20 protein-coding genes are annotated in these 14233 nt (G+C 64.4%); 12 read left to right on the forward strand and 8 right to left on the reverse strand.

Annotated elements, in window-relative coordinates:
* Nucleotides 1–8: 8 nt before the first annotated feature.
* On the reverse strand, nucleotides 9–1076 hold the full coding sequence (locus tag FHG09_RS12010) for an LLM class flavin-dependent oxidoreductase (RefSeq protein WP_152347891.1): 1068 nt from the start codon (nucleotides 1074–1076) through the stop codon (nucleotides 9–11).
* A 307-nt stretch (nucleotides 1077–1383) separates the two neighbouring features.
* On the opposite strand from FHG09_RS12010, the gene FHG09_RS12015 reads away from it, so the two are divergent.
* Nucleotides 1384–1956 carry a hypothetical protein gene (locus FHG09_RS12015; protein ID WP_152347892.1) on the forward strand — a complete coding sequence of 191 codons (573 nt, stop codon included), beginning with the start codon at nucleotides 1384–1386 and terminating at the stop codon, nucleotides 1954–1956.
* Nucleotides 1957–1995: 39 nt separating this feature from the next.
* On the opposite strand, the gene FHG09_RS12020 is transcribed toward FHG09_RS12015, so the two are convergent.
* Complete coding sequence (locus FHG09_RS12020; protein ID WP_152347893.1) at nucleotides 1996–2850, reverse strand: SDR family oxidoreductase; 855 nt, start codon at nucleotides 2848–2850, stop codon at nucleotides 1996–1998.
* Between the two features lie 129 nt (nucleotides 2851–2979).
* On the opposite strand from FHG09_RS12020, the gene FHG09_RS12025 reads away from it, so the two are divergent.
* The 6 genes from FHG09_RS12025 to FHG09_RS20385 all read left to right on the forward strand — a co-directional run bounded on the left by FHG09_RS12025 (nucleotide 2980) and on the right by FHG09_RS20385 (nucleotide 8035).
* A complete protein-coding gene (locus FHG09_RS12025) occupies nucleotides 2980–3612 on the forward strand; it encodes a TetR/AcrR family transcriptional regulator (protein ID WP_152348047.1) in 633 nt (210 codons plus the stop codon).
* A 201-nt stretch (nucleotides 3613–3813) separates the two neighbouring features.
* A complete protein-coding gene (locus FHG09_RS12030) occupies nucleotides 3814–5043 on the forward strand; it encodes an alpha/beta hydrolase (RefSeq protein WP_152347894.1) in 1230 nt (409 codons plus the stop codon).
* Between the two features lie 151 nt (nucleotides 5044–5194).
* The gene (locus FHG09_RS12035; RefSeq protein WP_152347895.1) at nucleotides 5195–5635 is read left to right on the forward strand and encodes a YtoQ family protein; all 441 of its coding nucleotides are present in this window, start codon (nucleotides 5195–5197) and stop codon (nucleotides 5633–5635) included.
* A 533-nt stretch (nucleotides 5636–6168) separates the two neighbouring features.
* Nucleotides 6169–7110 carry an alpha/beta fold hydrolase gene (locus FHG09_RS12040; RefSeq protein ID WP_152347896.1) on the forward strand — a complete coding sequence of 314 codons (942 nt, stop codon included), beginning with the start codon at nucleotides 6169–6171 and terminating at the stop codon, nucleotides 7108–7110.
* A gap of 34 nt (nucleotides 7111–7144) precedes the next feature.
* Nucleotides 7145–7696, forward strand: a complete 552-nt coding sequence (locus FHG09_RS12045) for a GNAT family N-acetyltransferase (protein ID WP_152347897.1) — start codon at nucleotides 7145–7147, stop codon at nucleotides 7694–7696.
* A 108-nt stretch (nucleotides 7697–7804) separates the two neighbouring features.
* Nucleotides 7805–8035: a GNAT family N-acetyltransferase gene (locus FHG09_RS20385; RefSeq protein WP_193627372.1), complete on the forward strand. Its 231-nt coding sequence runs from the start codon at nucleotides 7805–7807 to the stop codon at nucleotides 8033–8035.
* Here the strand turns inward: FHG09_RS20385 and FHG09_RS12055 are convergent.
* From FHG09_RS12055 to FHG09_RS20215, 4 genes are read right to left on the reverse strand one after another with little or no spacing between them, the layout of a single operon-like run.
* A complete protein-coding gene (locus FHG09_RS12055; protein ID WP_152347898.1) occupies nucleotides 8013–8507 on the reverse strand; it encodes a mycothiol transferase in 495 nt (164 codons plus the stop codon). The two genes, FHG09_RS20385 and FHG09_RS12055, sit on opposite strands and share 23 nt — an antisense overlap.
* A gap of 45 nt (nucleotides 8508–8552) precedes the next feature.
* Complete coding sequence (gene arfB, locus FHG09_RS12060) at nucleotides 8553–8996, reverse strand: alternative ribosome rescue aminoacyl-tRNA hydrolase ArfB (RefSeq protein WP_152347899.1); 444 nt, start codon at nucleotides 8994–8996, stop codon at nucleotides 8553–8555.
* 1 nt (nucleotide 8997) lies between these two features.
* The gene (locus FHG09_RS12065; protein ID WP_152347900.1) at nucleotides 8998–9603 is read right to left on the reverse strand and encodes a 1-acyl-sn-glycerol-3-phosphate acyltransferase; all 606 of its coding nucleotides are present in this window, start codon (nucleotides 9601–9603) and stop codon (nucleotides 8998–9000) included.
* A gap of 4 nt (nucleotides 9604–9607) precedes the next feature.
* The gene (locus FHG09_RS20215) at nucleotides 9608–9736 is read right to left on the reverse strand and encodes a hypothetical protein (RefSeq protein WP_264674070.1); all 129 of its coding nucleotides are present in this window, start codon (nucleotides 9734–9736) and stop codon (nucleotides 9608–9610) included.
* A gap of 85 nt (nucleotides 9737–9821) precedes the next feature.
* On the opposite strand from FHG09_RS20215, the gene FHG09_RS12070 reads away from it, so the two are divergent.
* A complete protein-coding gene (locus FHG09_RS12070) occupies nucleotides 9822–10508 on the forward strand; it encodes an NAD(P)H-binding protein (protein WP_152347901.1) in 687 nt (228 codons plus the stop codon).
* Nucleotides 10509–10619: 111 nt separating this feature from the next.
* Here FHG09_RS12070 and FHG09_RS12075 read toward each other — a convergent pair whose 3' ends face one another.
* Nucleotides 10620–11258 (reverse strand): dihydrofolate reductase family protein, encoded by a 639-nt coding sequence (locus tag FHG09_RS12075; RefSeq protein WP_152347902.1) that lies wholly within the window; start codon nucleotides 11256–11258, stop codon nucleotides 10620–10622.
* Between the two features lie 97 nt (nucleotides 11259–11355).
* Here FHG09_RS12075 and FHG09_RS12080 point away from each other — a divergent pair, with 97 nt between their 5' ends.
* From FHG09_RS12080 to FHG09_RS12090, 3 genes are all read left to right on the forward strand, one after another.
* Nucleotides 11356–11850, forward strand: a complete 495-nt coding sequence (locus FHG09_RS12080; protein ID WP_152347903.1) for a winged helix-turn-helix transcriptional regulator — start codon at nucleotides 11356–11358, stop codon at nucleotides 11848–11850.
* A gap of 94 nt (nucleotides 11851–11944) precedes the next feature.
* A complete protein-coding gene (locus FHG09_RS12085; RefSeq protein ID WP_152347904.1) occupies nucleotides 11945–12277 on the forward strand; it encodes a VOC family protein in 333 nt (110 codons plus the stop codon).
* A gap of 25 nt (nucleotides 12278–12302) precedes the next feature.
* On the forward strand, nucleotides 12303–12740 hold the full coding sequence (locus tag FHG09_RS12090; protein ID WP_193627373.1) for an SRPBCC domain-containing protein: 438 nt from the start codon (nucleotides 12303–12305) through the stop codon (nucleotides 12738–12740).
* Here the strand turns inward: FHG09_RS12090 and FHG09_RS12095 are convergent.
* A complete protein-coding gene (locus tag FHG09_RS12095; protein ID WP_152347906.1) occupies nucleotides 12730–13635 on the reverse strand; it encodes a carbohydrate kinase family protein in 906 nt (301 codons plus the stop codon). The two genes, FHG09_RS12090 and FHG09_RS12095, sit on opposite strands and share 11 nt — an antisense overlap.
* A 119-nt stretch (nucleotides 13636–13754) precedes the next feature.
* On the opposite strand from FHG09_RS12095, the gene FHG09_RS12100 reads away from it, so the two are divergent.
* Nucleotides 13755–14228 (forward strand): DUF2695 domain-containing protein, encoded by a 474-nt coding sequence (locus FHG09_RS12100; RefSeq protein WP_152347907.1) that lies wholly within the window; start codon nucleotides 13755–13757, stop codon nucleotides 14226–14228.
* The last annotated feature ends 5 nt before the right edge of the window (nucleotides 14229–14233 follow it).

The following is a 14233-nucleotide window of genomic DNA, read 5'->3' on the forward strand; positions in this document are numbered from 1 at the left end:
GTAGGGGGTCAGGCGTGTGGGAGGTTGTAGTGGTCGGCGATGAGGTCGATGCCGTGCTCGTCGAGCGCTGCCGAGTGGCCTCCGCCGACGAGCATCAACTCGTCGACGCCGGTCCGCTCATGTAGCGCCTGAAGACGGTCGGCGACTGTGGTGGGAGTGCCGTGGAAGGTGCGGTGGGTGTAGGCGTCGAGGACCTGACGTTCCTGCGCGGTGGCCGGATAGGCGTCGACTTCGTCGGGTGGCAGGAGCAGGAAGGGCTCGCGTTTGAACATGCGCAGCATCGCCATCGCCGAGGTGGCCGCCTGGCGTTTCGCCTCGGCAGGGTCGGTGCTGATCGCGACTGGCACGCTTGCCAGCACGTAGGGCTCAGAGAGTGTCGCAGAAGGTCGGAACTGCTCGCGGTAGATGTGCAGCGCGGTGTCGATGTCGGCGTCGCCGAACTGCAGCGCGAATGCATACGGGCGGCCGAGCTGTGCGGCCAGCTGCGCTGAGAACGGCGAGGAGCCCAGCATCCACACCTCGGGTCCGACGGCGGGTGTGGGGACTCGGTTCTGGGCGGCCTGCCACGGCCCGGGCACCGCGTGGACCTGCTGGTAAGGGTGCCCGGCGGGGAACTCGTCGGCCAGGAAGCCGAGGAGTTCGAGCACCTGCTGGCCGAATCCGTCGTTGGCGTCCGCGCCGCGACGCAGTGCCTGAGCGGTCGCGCCGTCCGTGCCGGGAGCGCGCCCGAGCCCGAGATCGATCCGGTTCGGAGCCAGAGCGGCGAGCATCCCGAACTGCTCGGCCACGACCAAAGGTGCGTGGTTGGGCAGCATGACGCCGCCGGCTCCGAGTCGGATGTTCGCGGTCTCGGCGATGAGTCGGGCAATCATCAGCGGGGGCGAGGCGACGGAGATGGCGGGCATCGCATGGTGCTCGGACATCCAGAACCGCCGGAATCCTCGCCGGTCTGCGGTCCGCGCCAGCGAGATCGTGCTCTCCAGGCCCTGCTCAGCGGTGGTGCCGATGCCGGTGCCGCCGCCCGCGAGCACCGACAGGGCGAATGGGGCAGTGCCCGAGTGAGTGCCTGACAGCATGATTCTCCTGCTTCTCATGGTAATTGTGAGAGTTTGGCGTGACTATGACACAGTAGCAGGACATCACGGCAAACGCGAACTGATGCCATGAGACTCATGGAGGAGGTGACCCGCGGCTCAGCCCCGGTGTCGCCGAGCACACCAGCCTCGCGTTGGTCGACAGCGTAGGGGTCCGCCCGGAAGCCGGGCGTTCGATGAACTGTCCACGCCGGAGGGATCCACTGCGTGGCTGATGGTCCGAAACCTGGTCGCGGACGGGGCGCCGATGCCCGCCGTCCGCGAGGCGGATTCGGCGTAGTCTTGACGTGTGAGTGCTGGCGAATGGGCTAACGCATCTCCGAAGGTGCGCGCTGAGGCGGCACGCGTCGAACTCGGTGAAGGTCGGCTCGTGTGGTGGTGTGCGCATGTTCTATCGGGGGAGGTCACGGTTACTGAGACAGGCAACAACGATCCCGACCCGCGTTGGCTCGCGGCTTCCGCGTGGTCGAGCTGGGGGCCGGCCGAGAGCTGGCCATCCCGCGGAATCGACTACTGGCCTCGCGTGTGGGCAGCTAGGACACTGCTGTACGTCTGGCACGATGACGTATCGCGCGCCGTCGTCAAAGGTTTGGCAGACTCGCACTGGCGTGTTCGCGAGATGTGCGCCAAAGTCGTGGCGCTGCATGAGATCGGGGAGGGCGCTGAAGAATGTGCGCGCATCGTATTCACAGATGCGAAACCTCGCGTGCGCATTGCGGCTCTGCGCGCGCTTGCTGTCGTGGGCGAGTCGGAGCACTCTGATTCGGTCATCGCGGCGGAGTCTGCCAGCTGTGACTCTGTTGCAGGACAGGCAAGGGAGACGCTGCGCGTAATGGGGGAGCGTCTGGACCGTGACCTGTGAACGCTCAGGTGCAGAGTTTCGGGGCGATATCCCACTGCGTCACCGGATCTCCTGATCCTTCAGCTGATCAGTGATGCTGCGGGGTCTGCGCCCAAGGAGTCGCGTGAGCAAGGGGCCCGACGCCGAGAAATGCCCGCTCCTCGTAGCTTGGAACATCGACAAGGTGAAACGCGCGACCTCCTCGGGCACACCGCTGGAGAGGGCGTCGGTCAGCCACGTCTCGTCGTCCACGACGACGCGCTCAATTCGGCGGCCGGTGATCTCGGACGCGGCAGCGGCGAAATCCGCGAGGGTGACAGGCTCGGGCAGCGTCAGGTCGATCGGGCCCTTATGTGGTTCATCCGCTGTCAGTATCGCAGCAGCGGCCTCCGCGGCGTCGCGGCGATCGACCCAGGAGAAAGGTCCGTCGGCGGGCATGGCTATCACTCCGGTTTCCTGCCACGCGCCGAGCAGCTGGATCGGTTCACCGTAGAAGCCGTTGCGCAATGAGGTCCAGGCTGCCCCCGAATCTGACAGGTGCTGTTCGGTGGCCGCGTGGATTCCGAGCGGCGGGTAAGGGGTGTCTGCGCCCGCCCCATGGGCGCTCGTGTACAAGATCCGCTGAGCCCCCGCGTCGACGGCTGCATCAATCGCCCTGCGGTGTTGTGCGACGACGTCGGCACTAAGGTCGCTTGAGGACACCAGGAGAACCTGTTCGGCCTCAGCGAATGAATGGCGCAGAGCCGCAGGATCGTCATAGCTCCCCTGCCGGACGCGGACTCCCTGATCGGCCAGATGGGTCGCACGCGATGGGTCGCGGACGCTGACGCCGATCTGCTGTGGTGGTATCCGCTTCAGGAGATGGTCGACCGTGGCTCCGTTGAGAGTGCCTGTCGCTCCGGTGACGATGATCATCTGACATCCCTTTCATGTGAACTGTGAGCTGACGAGGTGCTCTGTGCACACGTCAGGGCAAATGCCGAGTTTGAAGTTGACGTGGATGGTCAACTTAGTGTGAATCCATCGTGCACTAACTTGACTGCTATGATCAAGTTAATCGTCAATGCGGAAGGAAGCTTCATCGTGCCCGACTCTCATGGTGTTCCGGCTCTCCGCTCGGATGCTCGCCGAAACGTCGACCGGATCCGGCGTGCGGCGGTTCAAATCTTCCGTGATCGGGGGTTCTCTGCGCCGCTCGAGGAAGTCGCCGCTGCCGCCGACGTGAGCAAGGCGACTATCTTCAATCGGCTCGGCGGGAGAGTTGGGCTGATCGATGCCGTCATCGACGAGGTCGTCGCTGTGGAGCTGAGGACTGTCATCGAGGATGCGCAGTCCATCGTCGAGATCAGAGAGCGGATCTGCTCGTACATCGATGCCCTTCGGGATCTGCAGTATCGACTTCCAGCCGTCAACGATGTTCTCCTGCAGGAGTATCGCGACTCCGAGCCGTTGCTCGCCCTGTGCTATGCCGGAACGGCCTTCCACGACAGCCTTGTCTCTCAGGGGCACGCTGCCGGCGTATTGGCTCCCGATTTCACACCTGAAGACTTCCAAGCACTTGCTCGAGACAATGCTCTGGCCCTCAAGCACGGTGGCCGGCCGCCGCGGGCCGACTACGATCGCCGAACCGCGTTCGTACTCGGTGGGATCTGCGCGTCGTCATGCGCGTCCGCCTAGTCCCGCGGGCTCGATGAGGCTGCTCTGGTTGCAGGGGTGCTCTGCAGACCTCGACCGTCCTATCCTCGGCCGCACACGAAACAGCAAGGTCGTGAGAGTCAGCCTGCGTTAGAGTGACCTCTGGCATCAGCATGTGATCGCAATGATGAGATCGGCTGCAGGGGACTACCGACCCGAACGATCGAAAGTCGAGGACCGAAGATGACAGGCAGCAAGAGTTCGTCACAGCTCACGGGGCCGTGGAGCCTTGCCAAGACAGTTCGGGCAGCCGGTCTCATCCTTGCGCTCGTGCTGGGTGCGATCTCTGCGGTCATCGGACTCGCATCGCTCATTCCCGGGCTCGGCCCACTCAGTCCGATCGCGGCTCGATGGGCCCCCACCGTTGCGCCGCTGGCAGCGCTGGCGGGGTTGATTGTGCTTGTGCTCGGAATCGCTGCTGTACGCAGGGGCTGTCGACGAACCGGAGCAGTCGCAACAGTGCTCGGCGGTGTCGGCACGGCTGCGAACGTCGCGGTCATCATCGTCCTCGTCGGTGCCATCTCCGCCGCCGGCGGAACGGTGAACCTGTTCACTGCAACGTTCGGGCTGTCCGCTATCAACGCGGGGACGCCCGACCGGAAAGAAGTGTACGAGACGACCGGATCCGGCGACGACCTTTCCGTATCGATCTACGAACCGGAGGGTTCGAACGGCTCGGCACCGACGATCATGTACGTTCACGGGGGAGGTTGGATCGCGGGCGAGCCGGACGCTTCGAGCTCCGAGCTTCGAGAACTCGCTGATCACGGCTACCTGGTCGTGTCGGTCGAATACGAGCTCGCCACCCTGGACAACGCGACCTGGCAGAGCGCACCCTCGCAGGTTGCGTGTGCGGCGAGCTGGATCCAGACCCACGCAGACGCGCTCGGCGCGGATATGGACCGCCTCGCGTTCTGGGGTGAGAGCTCAGGCAGCAACATGGTCGCCAACACCGCCGGCGCCGCAGCGCAAGGCACCGCCGAGTCGTCATGTGGTGGGAAAGTTCCGGTTCCGGCAGCAGTCATCGCGGACTACCCCGCATTCGACGTCACCGGCCTTTATGAGAACGCTCCCACCGGCCCTGGTGCCGGAACCGGCACGCGCCTGTTTGCTACCAGCTACACGGGTGGCACACCGGAGGAATACCCGGAACGCTATGCAACGGCGAATTCCGTCACGCATCTCGACGCTCCCGCGCCACCGATGCTCATGATGACTGCGATGCGCGATGACGTCATCACCCCGGCCGACCAGTTGGCATGGGCTGAAGCGGCCCGCAGCCGTGGAGTCGACGTCGAGACCGTGCGTATTCCACTCGCCAACCATGCCTACACGCAGAAATCGAAGAACTCACTCGGCAGCCAAGGTCATCTGAGCATCGCAGAGGCATACCTGTCCGAACGACTTCGCTGACGCCTGCCTTCCGGCCCTCACCGGCAACACGGAAGGCGCTTCCGAGGCGCGCCGGAAGCTGCAGGACAGAATTGATGATCACCAATTGGCTATGGTGGTGGCAAAAGGGGCACGCCGGTCCTACCCATATTCGAATGAGGAGTCTTCGATCATGAGCTTCAGTGTCTACCTCTCCGGTGAGATCCACACCGATTGGCGCGAAGAGATCAAGCGCGGTGCCGAGGCGGCCGGGCTCGATATCGAGTTCACCGCGCCGGTGACCGACCATCCCGCCAGCGACGCCGCCGGTGACCACCTCGGCGAGAACGACAGCTCATTCTGGCGCGACCACCAATCGGCGAAGGTGAATGCGATCCGAACCCGCACCCTGATCGAGAAGGCCGATATGGTCGTCGTGCGCTTCGGTGACAAGTACAAGCAGTGGAACGCCGCCTTCGATGCCGGCTACTGTGCAGCACTGGGCACCCCGTATGTGACTCTGCACGATGCCGACATCGTCCATCCGCTCAAGGAAGTCGACGCCGAAGCCAAGGCTTGGTGCCAGACGACCGATCAGGTCGCCGAGACCCTGCAATACATCCTTCGGGACTGAACTCCTCACGGCGTCGACCACCTGACCGGTGTCGGCACCGGGGCACAGTCGATGCGCGGCTGCTCTTCATCTCACGGCATCTTCGCCGATCGCAACCGGGTGGCTGGTGGTGACCACACCCGTCACCCGGAATTCGAAATCGCCCGCTGGGCAGCCGAAGATCCCACCCCTGAACAGCGGGCGGAATCGGTTGTCTACACCTCCGCCGAGCATTGTCCGATGTGCTCTGCCCCGCACACCTGGGTGGCCTCGGCCGCATCGTCTACGCCAGCAGCAGTCAGCAGCTGAGCTCCTGACACAAAGAATGGGGCCTGGCCCCCGGTCCTGTGCTGCCTCTGGCGGTGCAGGAGGTGGCCCCCGGAATCGATGTCGTCGGTCCTGACCCGCAACTGAGCAGTCAAGAGCGGGAGCTGCATGCGCGTCTGCACGGGGTCGAAGCCTGATGCCTGCGGTACAGTATCTGCATCTCAGCGATTGTTCGAACTGCATCCGAACCGAGGTGCCGACAACGGCACTGACAAAGGAGTCCGGCCTTGGCCCTGCATGAAATCACCTTCCTCTCGAGCAATGACCGCGACACCATTCAGAGTTGGCTCTACACACCCACTGCGGAACCGACGGGGATCGTTCAGATCATCCACGGGCTCGGTGAGCATTCCCGTCGCTACCTCCACCTCATCAATGCTTTGACCGATGCCGGGTTCGCCGTCGCCGCCGACGATCATACGGGGCATGGACGTACGGCCATGGAGTCTGGGATCTGGGCCGATGCCGGGGATGATGCGGCCCGTGTCATCGTCGACGACGAACTGGCCCTGCAGGAGAAAGTTCGCGAAGTCCTGCCCGGACTGCCTTACATCGTGTTCGGCCACAGTTGGGGATCGCTGATCGCCCGCGCCATGGCCTCCGATCCGACGAGCGACCTCGCAGGGCTCGCCCTCTGCGGAATCGCCGCGCAGTGGCACGGGATCGAGGAGGTCATCGATCGAAAGGACCTCGCCGAGGCGGCCACCGGCGGCCATCGTGCGGAGCCCGCGGCGGGCCACCTCGTCGATCAGTTCTTCGACGGATTCCTCGACCGCTGTGGTCCCGACGCCGGACCAACCGCATGGGTCGCTCTCGACAAGGCGGTCGTCTCCGACCACGGACGCGACCCCTTCAACAATTTCGGAGCCCCGATGAGTGCGCGCTTCCTGCAGGGATTCGTCGACCTCTACGACAAAGCCAATGCCGATTCCTGGTATCCGACGATTCCAGGCACCCTGCCGGTGCTCATCCTCGCCGGCGACCAGGATCCTGTCGCGAACTACGGCGAAGGTGCCTACCATGTCGCCAATCGTCTTCGCGAGGCCGGACACGAAGACGTGCGCACGCGCGTCTTCACCGGAGTCCGGCATGAAGTCCACAACGAACCGACAACTCGCGCCCAGGCGGAAGCGGAGATCGTCGATTTCGTCGCCCGCCTCATCGTCTGACCACGGGTCGCCCTAACGGCTGAGAGCAGAGTTCATGAACACGGCAGAGGGTTCGAGTTCCAACACGAGCTGGCCGCAGCAGACACTCATCGTCACCGACCGGCTCCGTCTTGAGCCTCTGGCGGTGCGCCACGCGCCGGAGATGGTGAAGACACTGTCCTCGCCCGGCCTGTTCACCCACATCGGCGGGACGAGCCCGACCCTGTCCGAACTCGAACGCCTCTACGCCCTACAGTCAGTGGGCGCCTCACCCGACGGTGAGGCCGGCTGGCTGAACTGGATCATCCGTGACGCCACCTGCTCCATCGCCGTCGGATACGTTCAAGCCACAGTCACGCGGGCCGATGCTCGGAACCAGGCAGACATCGCCTGGGTCATCGGCGCCGACCACCAACGGCAGGGGTTCGCCACCGAGGCGGCTCGTGCCATGATTGCCTGGCTGGCGGATCGCCACGTGACCGAGTTGCGGGCCGCAATCCATCCGGACAATGCCGCCTCGAACCGAGTCGCTGAGCGGCTCGGACTGCAACAGACCGACGAGATCGACGACGGTGAAGTCATCTGGCATGCAGAGATGAGTACATGAGAATGACCATGGACATCCCGTCCGTCGACGAACGGCCCGGGATCATCGATACGGTCGCGTCGTGGCGGTCGTGAGCGATCTCGAGGCCGTTCTGTCCGATCTCCTCCCGTGAGGACGGGCATCGTCGAACCCCTCGGTGTGCACAGTGAGCACCGCGGATACGGTTTCGGCACCGGGATGACGCTAGGCGCGGCATCTGTCCTCCGGGACATGGGAGCCTCGAGCATCACAGTGGCCACTCCGTCATCGAACGACGCCGCCGTCGCAGCCTACCGTGCGGCAGGGATGGACAGCCTCGGCGAGGTCAGGGATCACCTCAGACCGGTGCGCCGGCGATGAAGGCCGCCTGTGCGACATGCTGGATCGCATCGTCGATGATCGAGACCACGCGGACGCCGCGAGTGACCGCGGGAGTCCAGTTCTCGTCGATGACCTCATCGAAATCATCCTCGGACAGCGTCCCCACGTAGTCGGTGAATGCATTCAGTGTGGCGGCGAGATAGTCGACAAGCAGCTGCTGATCCTCCACCTGGATCTGCGCCGCCTGTTCCGGTGTGTGCCCGAGCCCGAAGGAGTCCCCGATCTCGCCGAGGCCGAAGCGGTCCCGGAAATCGTCCCACAGCTGGGGACGGCCGGTGAGGTCGGAGAGCTGAGCATCGATCTCACGACCGCTGTGCCACAGCAGCCAGGCGATCGAATTCGGATGACCGCCGAGGTGGCGGTTGAGTTCTTCGGGGGAGAGGTCGGGCAGCGCCTGCGCCGCCTGAAGGGGACGTTGGGACAGGTCGGTGAGAAACTCAATGCTGTTCATGTCGCCCATTGTGCTCTTCGAGACCATTCCTGTCACCAGCGGGCCTCAGTCGAGACGGGGCCTGCGACGGTTGCGTTTGATCTCCGATCGACGCTGTTCGCCCCTCACTCGCCGGCGCCGCGAATTCTTGGATGGCTTCGTTGCTCGTCTCTGCACCGGCGGAGCCAGCGCCTCGCGCAGCAGCTGCGCCAGACGCATCCGTGCCTCCTGGCGATTCTTCAGCTGCGACCGATGCTTCTCCGAGGTCACGGTGATCACGGTGCCCGACAGCCGAGGTGCCGATCGGCTGAGCACCCGCTCGCGCTGAGCCTCGGTGAGGAACGACGCAGCAGCCAGATCGAGGCTCAGCTGCACCCGCGAATCAGCGGTGTTGACATGTTGTCCGCCGGGACCCGAAGAGCGGGAGAACTGTTCTGTCAGCTCGGCCGCGGGGATGACGAGCCCGGTCGGGATCCCGGGTCCGGGCGGCACCCGCACATCACCGTTCATCTCAGTTCGACTCCGGTTCGCCTTTGCGATCGTCACCGGCGGCGGATTCTTCGCGCAGCTTCGGCGTGATCTGCAGGTGCGCACGGATGCCGTGCTTATCGGCATAGAACGCGCGGATCCGATCCATGTCATGGATCAGGTCATCGGTCATGTCCAGGGTCGGGCCCAGCCCGGTGGTGTGTGTGGCCGAATCCAGATATCCCAGGGTCACGGGCATGCCGGTCTGGCGGGCGATGCGGTGGAAGCCGGATTTCCAATGCGTGTGTCCGCCGCGGGTGCCGTCGGGGGTGACGACGAGTCCGAAGACCTCGCCGGCGCGGACGCGCTCGACCACCTCGGTGACGATTGTGCTTGGGTCGGATCGATCGACGGGGATCCCTCCGAGGCCGCGCATGATCGGGCCCCGCCAGCCGGTGAACAGAGAATGTTTGCCCAGCCAATGCACCTTCACTCCCAATCGCCAGGCGATGGCGAGCATGACGACGAAGTCCCAGTTCGAGGTGTGCGGGGCGCCGACGAGGACGGTCGGGCGCTGTGGGGCGGGCTCGGTGACGAGCTTCCACTTGCTGAACGTCCAGAAAGCGCGAGCGAGGAGGCGTCGGATCATGATCTCAACGGTAGAGCACCCGCATGTGTGGGCCTACCGGCGTCCATGTGTGCGGGGTGCGAACCGCGCACACATGGACGCCGGCACCGGGCAGAGCCGACCCGACGGCGGACGGGAAGAAGTCGTCGGCCATGGCCATGAGAATACCCGGCAGGGAATAATCACGGCTCGCGCTTCGCTGTACCGACCACCAAGCATCACCGACAACGGAGGTAGATATGTCTGATTCAGCACGTGTCGTCATTCTCGGCGGCCATGGAAAGATCGCACTCCTGGCAGCGCCCAAACTCGCGGCCGCCGGCTTCGCCGTCGATTCGGTGATCCGCAATCCCGATCAGTCCTCCGAGGTCGAAGCCGCACGGGCGAACCCGGTCGTCCTCGACATCGAAACCGCCGACACCGAGGCGCTCGCCGACCTGTTCAGCGGAGCCCAGGCGGTCGTGTTCTCCGCCGGAGCCGGCGGAGGCAATCCGGAGCGGACCAAGGCTGTCGACCTCGAAGCCGCCAAACGCTCCATCGATGCCGCCGGTCAGGCGGGGGTCAAGCGCTTCGTCATGGTCTCCTACGCCGGCGCAAGCGTCGACCTCGACCGCGTCGATCCGGAGAGCTCGTTCTACCCCTACGTGCAGGCCAAGAACGGCGCAGATGAGCACCTGCGGGCAAGTGAGCTCGACTTCACGATCCTCGGACCCGGCGGGCTGACCCTCGAACCCTCCGGCGGAAAGGTCCTCATCGCCGATGGGGCCGGGGACGTCGACGGCACCCGCCCGGAATCCGATGTGCGAGTGACCTCACGCGAACTCGTCGCCGATGTCATCACGCACGTCATCGCCGAATCGGCAGCGGTGCGACAGACCGTGAACTTCTACGACGGGCAGACTCCCATCGCCGAGGCGATCAGCTGACCTGAATATCCACGCCAGACCCTGAGGGGACCTGATGGCCTGCCGTCTCCGACCGGAGACGGCAGGCCATCGGCGTCACCGGAGAATGTGTCTTGTGACTGCCGCAGAGTCTCAGATCCGGCGGTTCCACAACTGGTGAGTCAGACCGCTTGCCGTGGTGAGGCTCTCGATCGTGAAATCCTGCTCCAGTCCGTCGAGACCCTCCCAGAGCGAGACTCCCCGCCCCAGGGTGACCGGGACGAGAGCGATGTGCATGAAGTCGACGAGACCGGCAGAGAGGAACTGTCTGATCGTCGAGGGTCCTCCTCCGATGCGGACATTGTGACCATCTGCGGCGGCAGCCGCCTCGGCGAGGGCCTCTTCCGGTGAAGCGTCGATGAAGTGGAAACTCGTGCCGTTGTCGAACTCCATGGGCTCTCGGGGATGGTGAGTGAGGACGAAGCACGGGGTCTTGAACGGCGGGTCCTCACCCCACCATCCGCGCCACCCGTCAGCGGGCCACGGCCCCGACTGCGGTCCGAATTTCCTCCGCCCCATGATTTCGGCACCATTGCCCTGGCCCCATAACGCGAACAGTGCCCGGTCGGCAGTCACTGGGCCGTCGACCTTGTCCACGCCCTCGATGCCGCGACCGTCGAAGTAGGAGAACAGCGCCTGCGCCTCGCCGATCGGCTGATCGGCGGTGACGAACTCGCCGGCCGCGAAACCGTCGAGGGAGACGAAGAGACAGTTGACACACGCTTTGACCATGAGCACTCCATTGTGACTGGGACGGGGTATCGGTGCAGGGACGTGCGCCCAGTGTAGAATCGAGTAGTTTCAGAATGCAATCACCGGAGGTGGATCAATGTCGGATCGGCCGCGTTCGGGCTGCGCCATCAATGCCGCCGTCGAAGTCCTCGGGGACAACTGGTCGCTCATCGTCCTGCGCGACATCATCTTCGGCAGCAGGCGGCACTTCCGTGAGCTGCTCACCCTCAACGACGAGGGCATCGCGTCGAATATGCTCGCCAGCAGACTCAAGAAGCTCGTGGACGAAGGGCTCCTGACCAAGGCAGAAGCGGTACGCGGTCAGAAGGCCGAATACTCCCTCACCGAGGCGGGCATCCAGACCCTGCCGGTCATGATCGCCCTCGGGGCCTGGGGGATGACCCACCGGGAGACCTCTCCCGAACTGACGATCCGATCCCGACTCATGGCTGACGACCCTCAGCTCGTCGCCGATCTCATGGACGAGCTGAGAGAGAGCCACCTCGGCATCCCGTGCCCCGACTCGGAGGCGCCGCGCGCCTCCGAGCGGCTGCGGGCGGCCTTCGAGGCAGAGGCGCAGTCACGTCGATAGCGGCCTTGTCCGCTCGCGGCAGGTGTGGTTCCATGGAATAAGTGATTGTAAACTGCAATCACTTATTCGCAACACTGATCTCGAAGGAGCGATCATGTTCAACGGACTCATGGCAAACATCGCCATCCGCAACGAGAAGTCGGCGACCGAATGGTATTCCCGACTCTTCGAAAGGCAGCCGGATGCCCGGCCGATGGCGGGTCTCGTCGAATGGCGATTCGACGAGAAGTTCGGCATTCAGATCTGGGAGGACCCGCAGCGGGCAGGCGGCTCGGCCGTAGTCATCGACGTGGACGACCTCGACGCAGTGGACCGACGGCTGCGTTCGGCCGGAATCGACCACGACGAACCGTCGCCAGGGGGCGGACGACGCATCCTCCCGATCACCGATCCGGACGGAAACCAGGTGGTGTTCTTCGGTGAATGAGTCCTCAGATGACCAGGGTGTACCAGTGACAGCGACGATCAGCCTCGGCGCCGATATCGATCATCCGATCTCCGCGGTGTGGAATGTCATCGCCGACACCGGTCAGCGCGTCCGGTGGGGCGTCCCCGAGGGGGAGGAGATGGTCTGCGACGTCGACGAATTCCGCCCCGGCGGATCGATCCGCACCCGTTGTGGGTCGCCGGGAGCACTGGAGTTCGAAGCCACTGGGCAGTACTGCGCTCTCGAACCGGAGCGTTTCGTCGTGACCACCGAAACTCTCACCAGAGATGGTGAGATCCTCTCGACTGCCATCATCACCTGGACCCTCACCGCCACATCGACAGGCACCCGAGTGGACCTCGTCGACCAGGTCGTGTCCTTCGTCGGTCAGGCAATGGTCGACGGACACCGCAACGGCCATGCGATCTGCCTGCGACAGCTCGGGGAATTCCTCAGCTCTTGAGATCCGCGGCCCAGGGAAGGTCAGCGCCGGTGCGACCGACGGTGATCCCTGCCAGATCGGCTGCCCGTTCGCCCAATGCTGTCAACTCGGCCGTGCCGAGGAGGGAAAGTGCTCTCGTCTGCGCCTGCAGATCATGGATGAGAGAGACCATGAACGTGTCACCGGCGCCGATCGTATCCGCGACTTCGACCTGAGCCGAAGCCACATCCACCCGCGCCGAGGCGGTCGCCAGGATCGCGCCGTCCCCTCCGCGAGTCAGCACCGCCAGATCCGGACCAAGACCGAGCAGGTGGTCGATCTGAGCTGCTTCAGTGAGAGCGGGGTAGAGCCAACCGGCATCGACATCGCTGAGTTTGAGGACGTCGACCCGCCGAGCGAGAGCCTCAAACCGTGGCAGAACCTCCTCCCGGGAACCGATGATCGACGGCCGGATGTTCGGGTCGAACGAGATGACGGGCCCGGGCGTCTGCGATTCTGACTGCCCTTCGACAGCGTCGAGGAGCCGATCGAGCACGGCCGAACCCGGTTCGAGGAACGCCGCAATCGACCCGAAATGCAGACCGGAACGGGGGCTGTCATCGAGCAGCGCCGAATCCGGATCCCACCGCAGCCGGAACTCGTACTCGGCGGATCCGTCCTCGGCGAGGCGGGCCAGCGCCGTGGACGTGGCACCGCGCGGTGAAGCGTGCACGGCGACCCGGGACTCCCGCAGATGGGCGAGGAGGAATCCGCCGTGGAAGTCATCGCCGACATCGGTGAGGAACTCGACAGGGTCGCCGAGGCGGCCCAAGCCGAGGGCGACATTGGCCGGGGCACCACCCGGCGCATAGCGGTCAGGGGCGCCGGGCGTGCTGACGATATCGATGAGGGCCTCACCGATGACGAGAATGCTCATGGGCACGATTCTAAGGTGAAAGACTATCTGCGGCCGTGACCTGCGGTAATAGGACGGAAATCGTTGACTTCGGTGAATCGACACCATTTCGTGTCAGTGCCGGATGGAAGTGTGCGGTCATGGACAAGAACACCATTGACAACGACGTCAGAACGATCATCGATGGAGCTTCGGCTCGTATCCTCACCCCGCGCCCCGGCGAATGCCTGGTCTGCTACGTCTTCCGCCAACTCAGCGAATTCGGCTGCAACGGCACACACCGTTTCGCACGCACATTCCGAGACCAGACGGCTCCACGCGCAACCGCTCTGTTCGACAGACTCAGAAGCATGGGCGCCTGCTGCTGCGATGGAGAGATCCTCGGCAATGCATACAGATTCTCGCTGAACCCGTGGATCATCGAACCCGGCCCCTTCGCCGAAGCGCTCGGCACCCCGATCAGGTTGGTCGCCGCAGACGAGCTCCAGAACCTCGATGAGGAACGCGGCCGAGAGCTGATCGATACCACGGAGACGAAGTACTTGTGCTGCAAGATCGTCAGACGCGGATCGACGCAGCCCTGCGGAAACTGGGAACGCGTCCCAGGTTGGTGAGACAC

The sequence above is a fragment of the Brevibacterium sp. CFH 10365 genome, from assembly GCF_009299785.1.
Lineage (GTDB): Bacteria > Actinomycetota > Actinomycetes > Actinomycetales > Brevibacteriaceae > Brevibacterium > Brevibacterium limosum.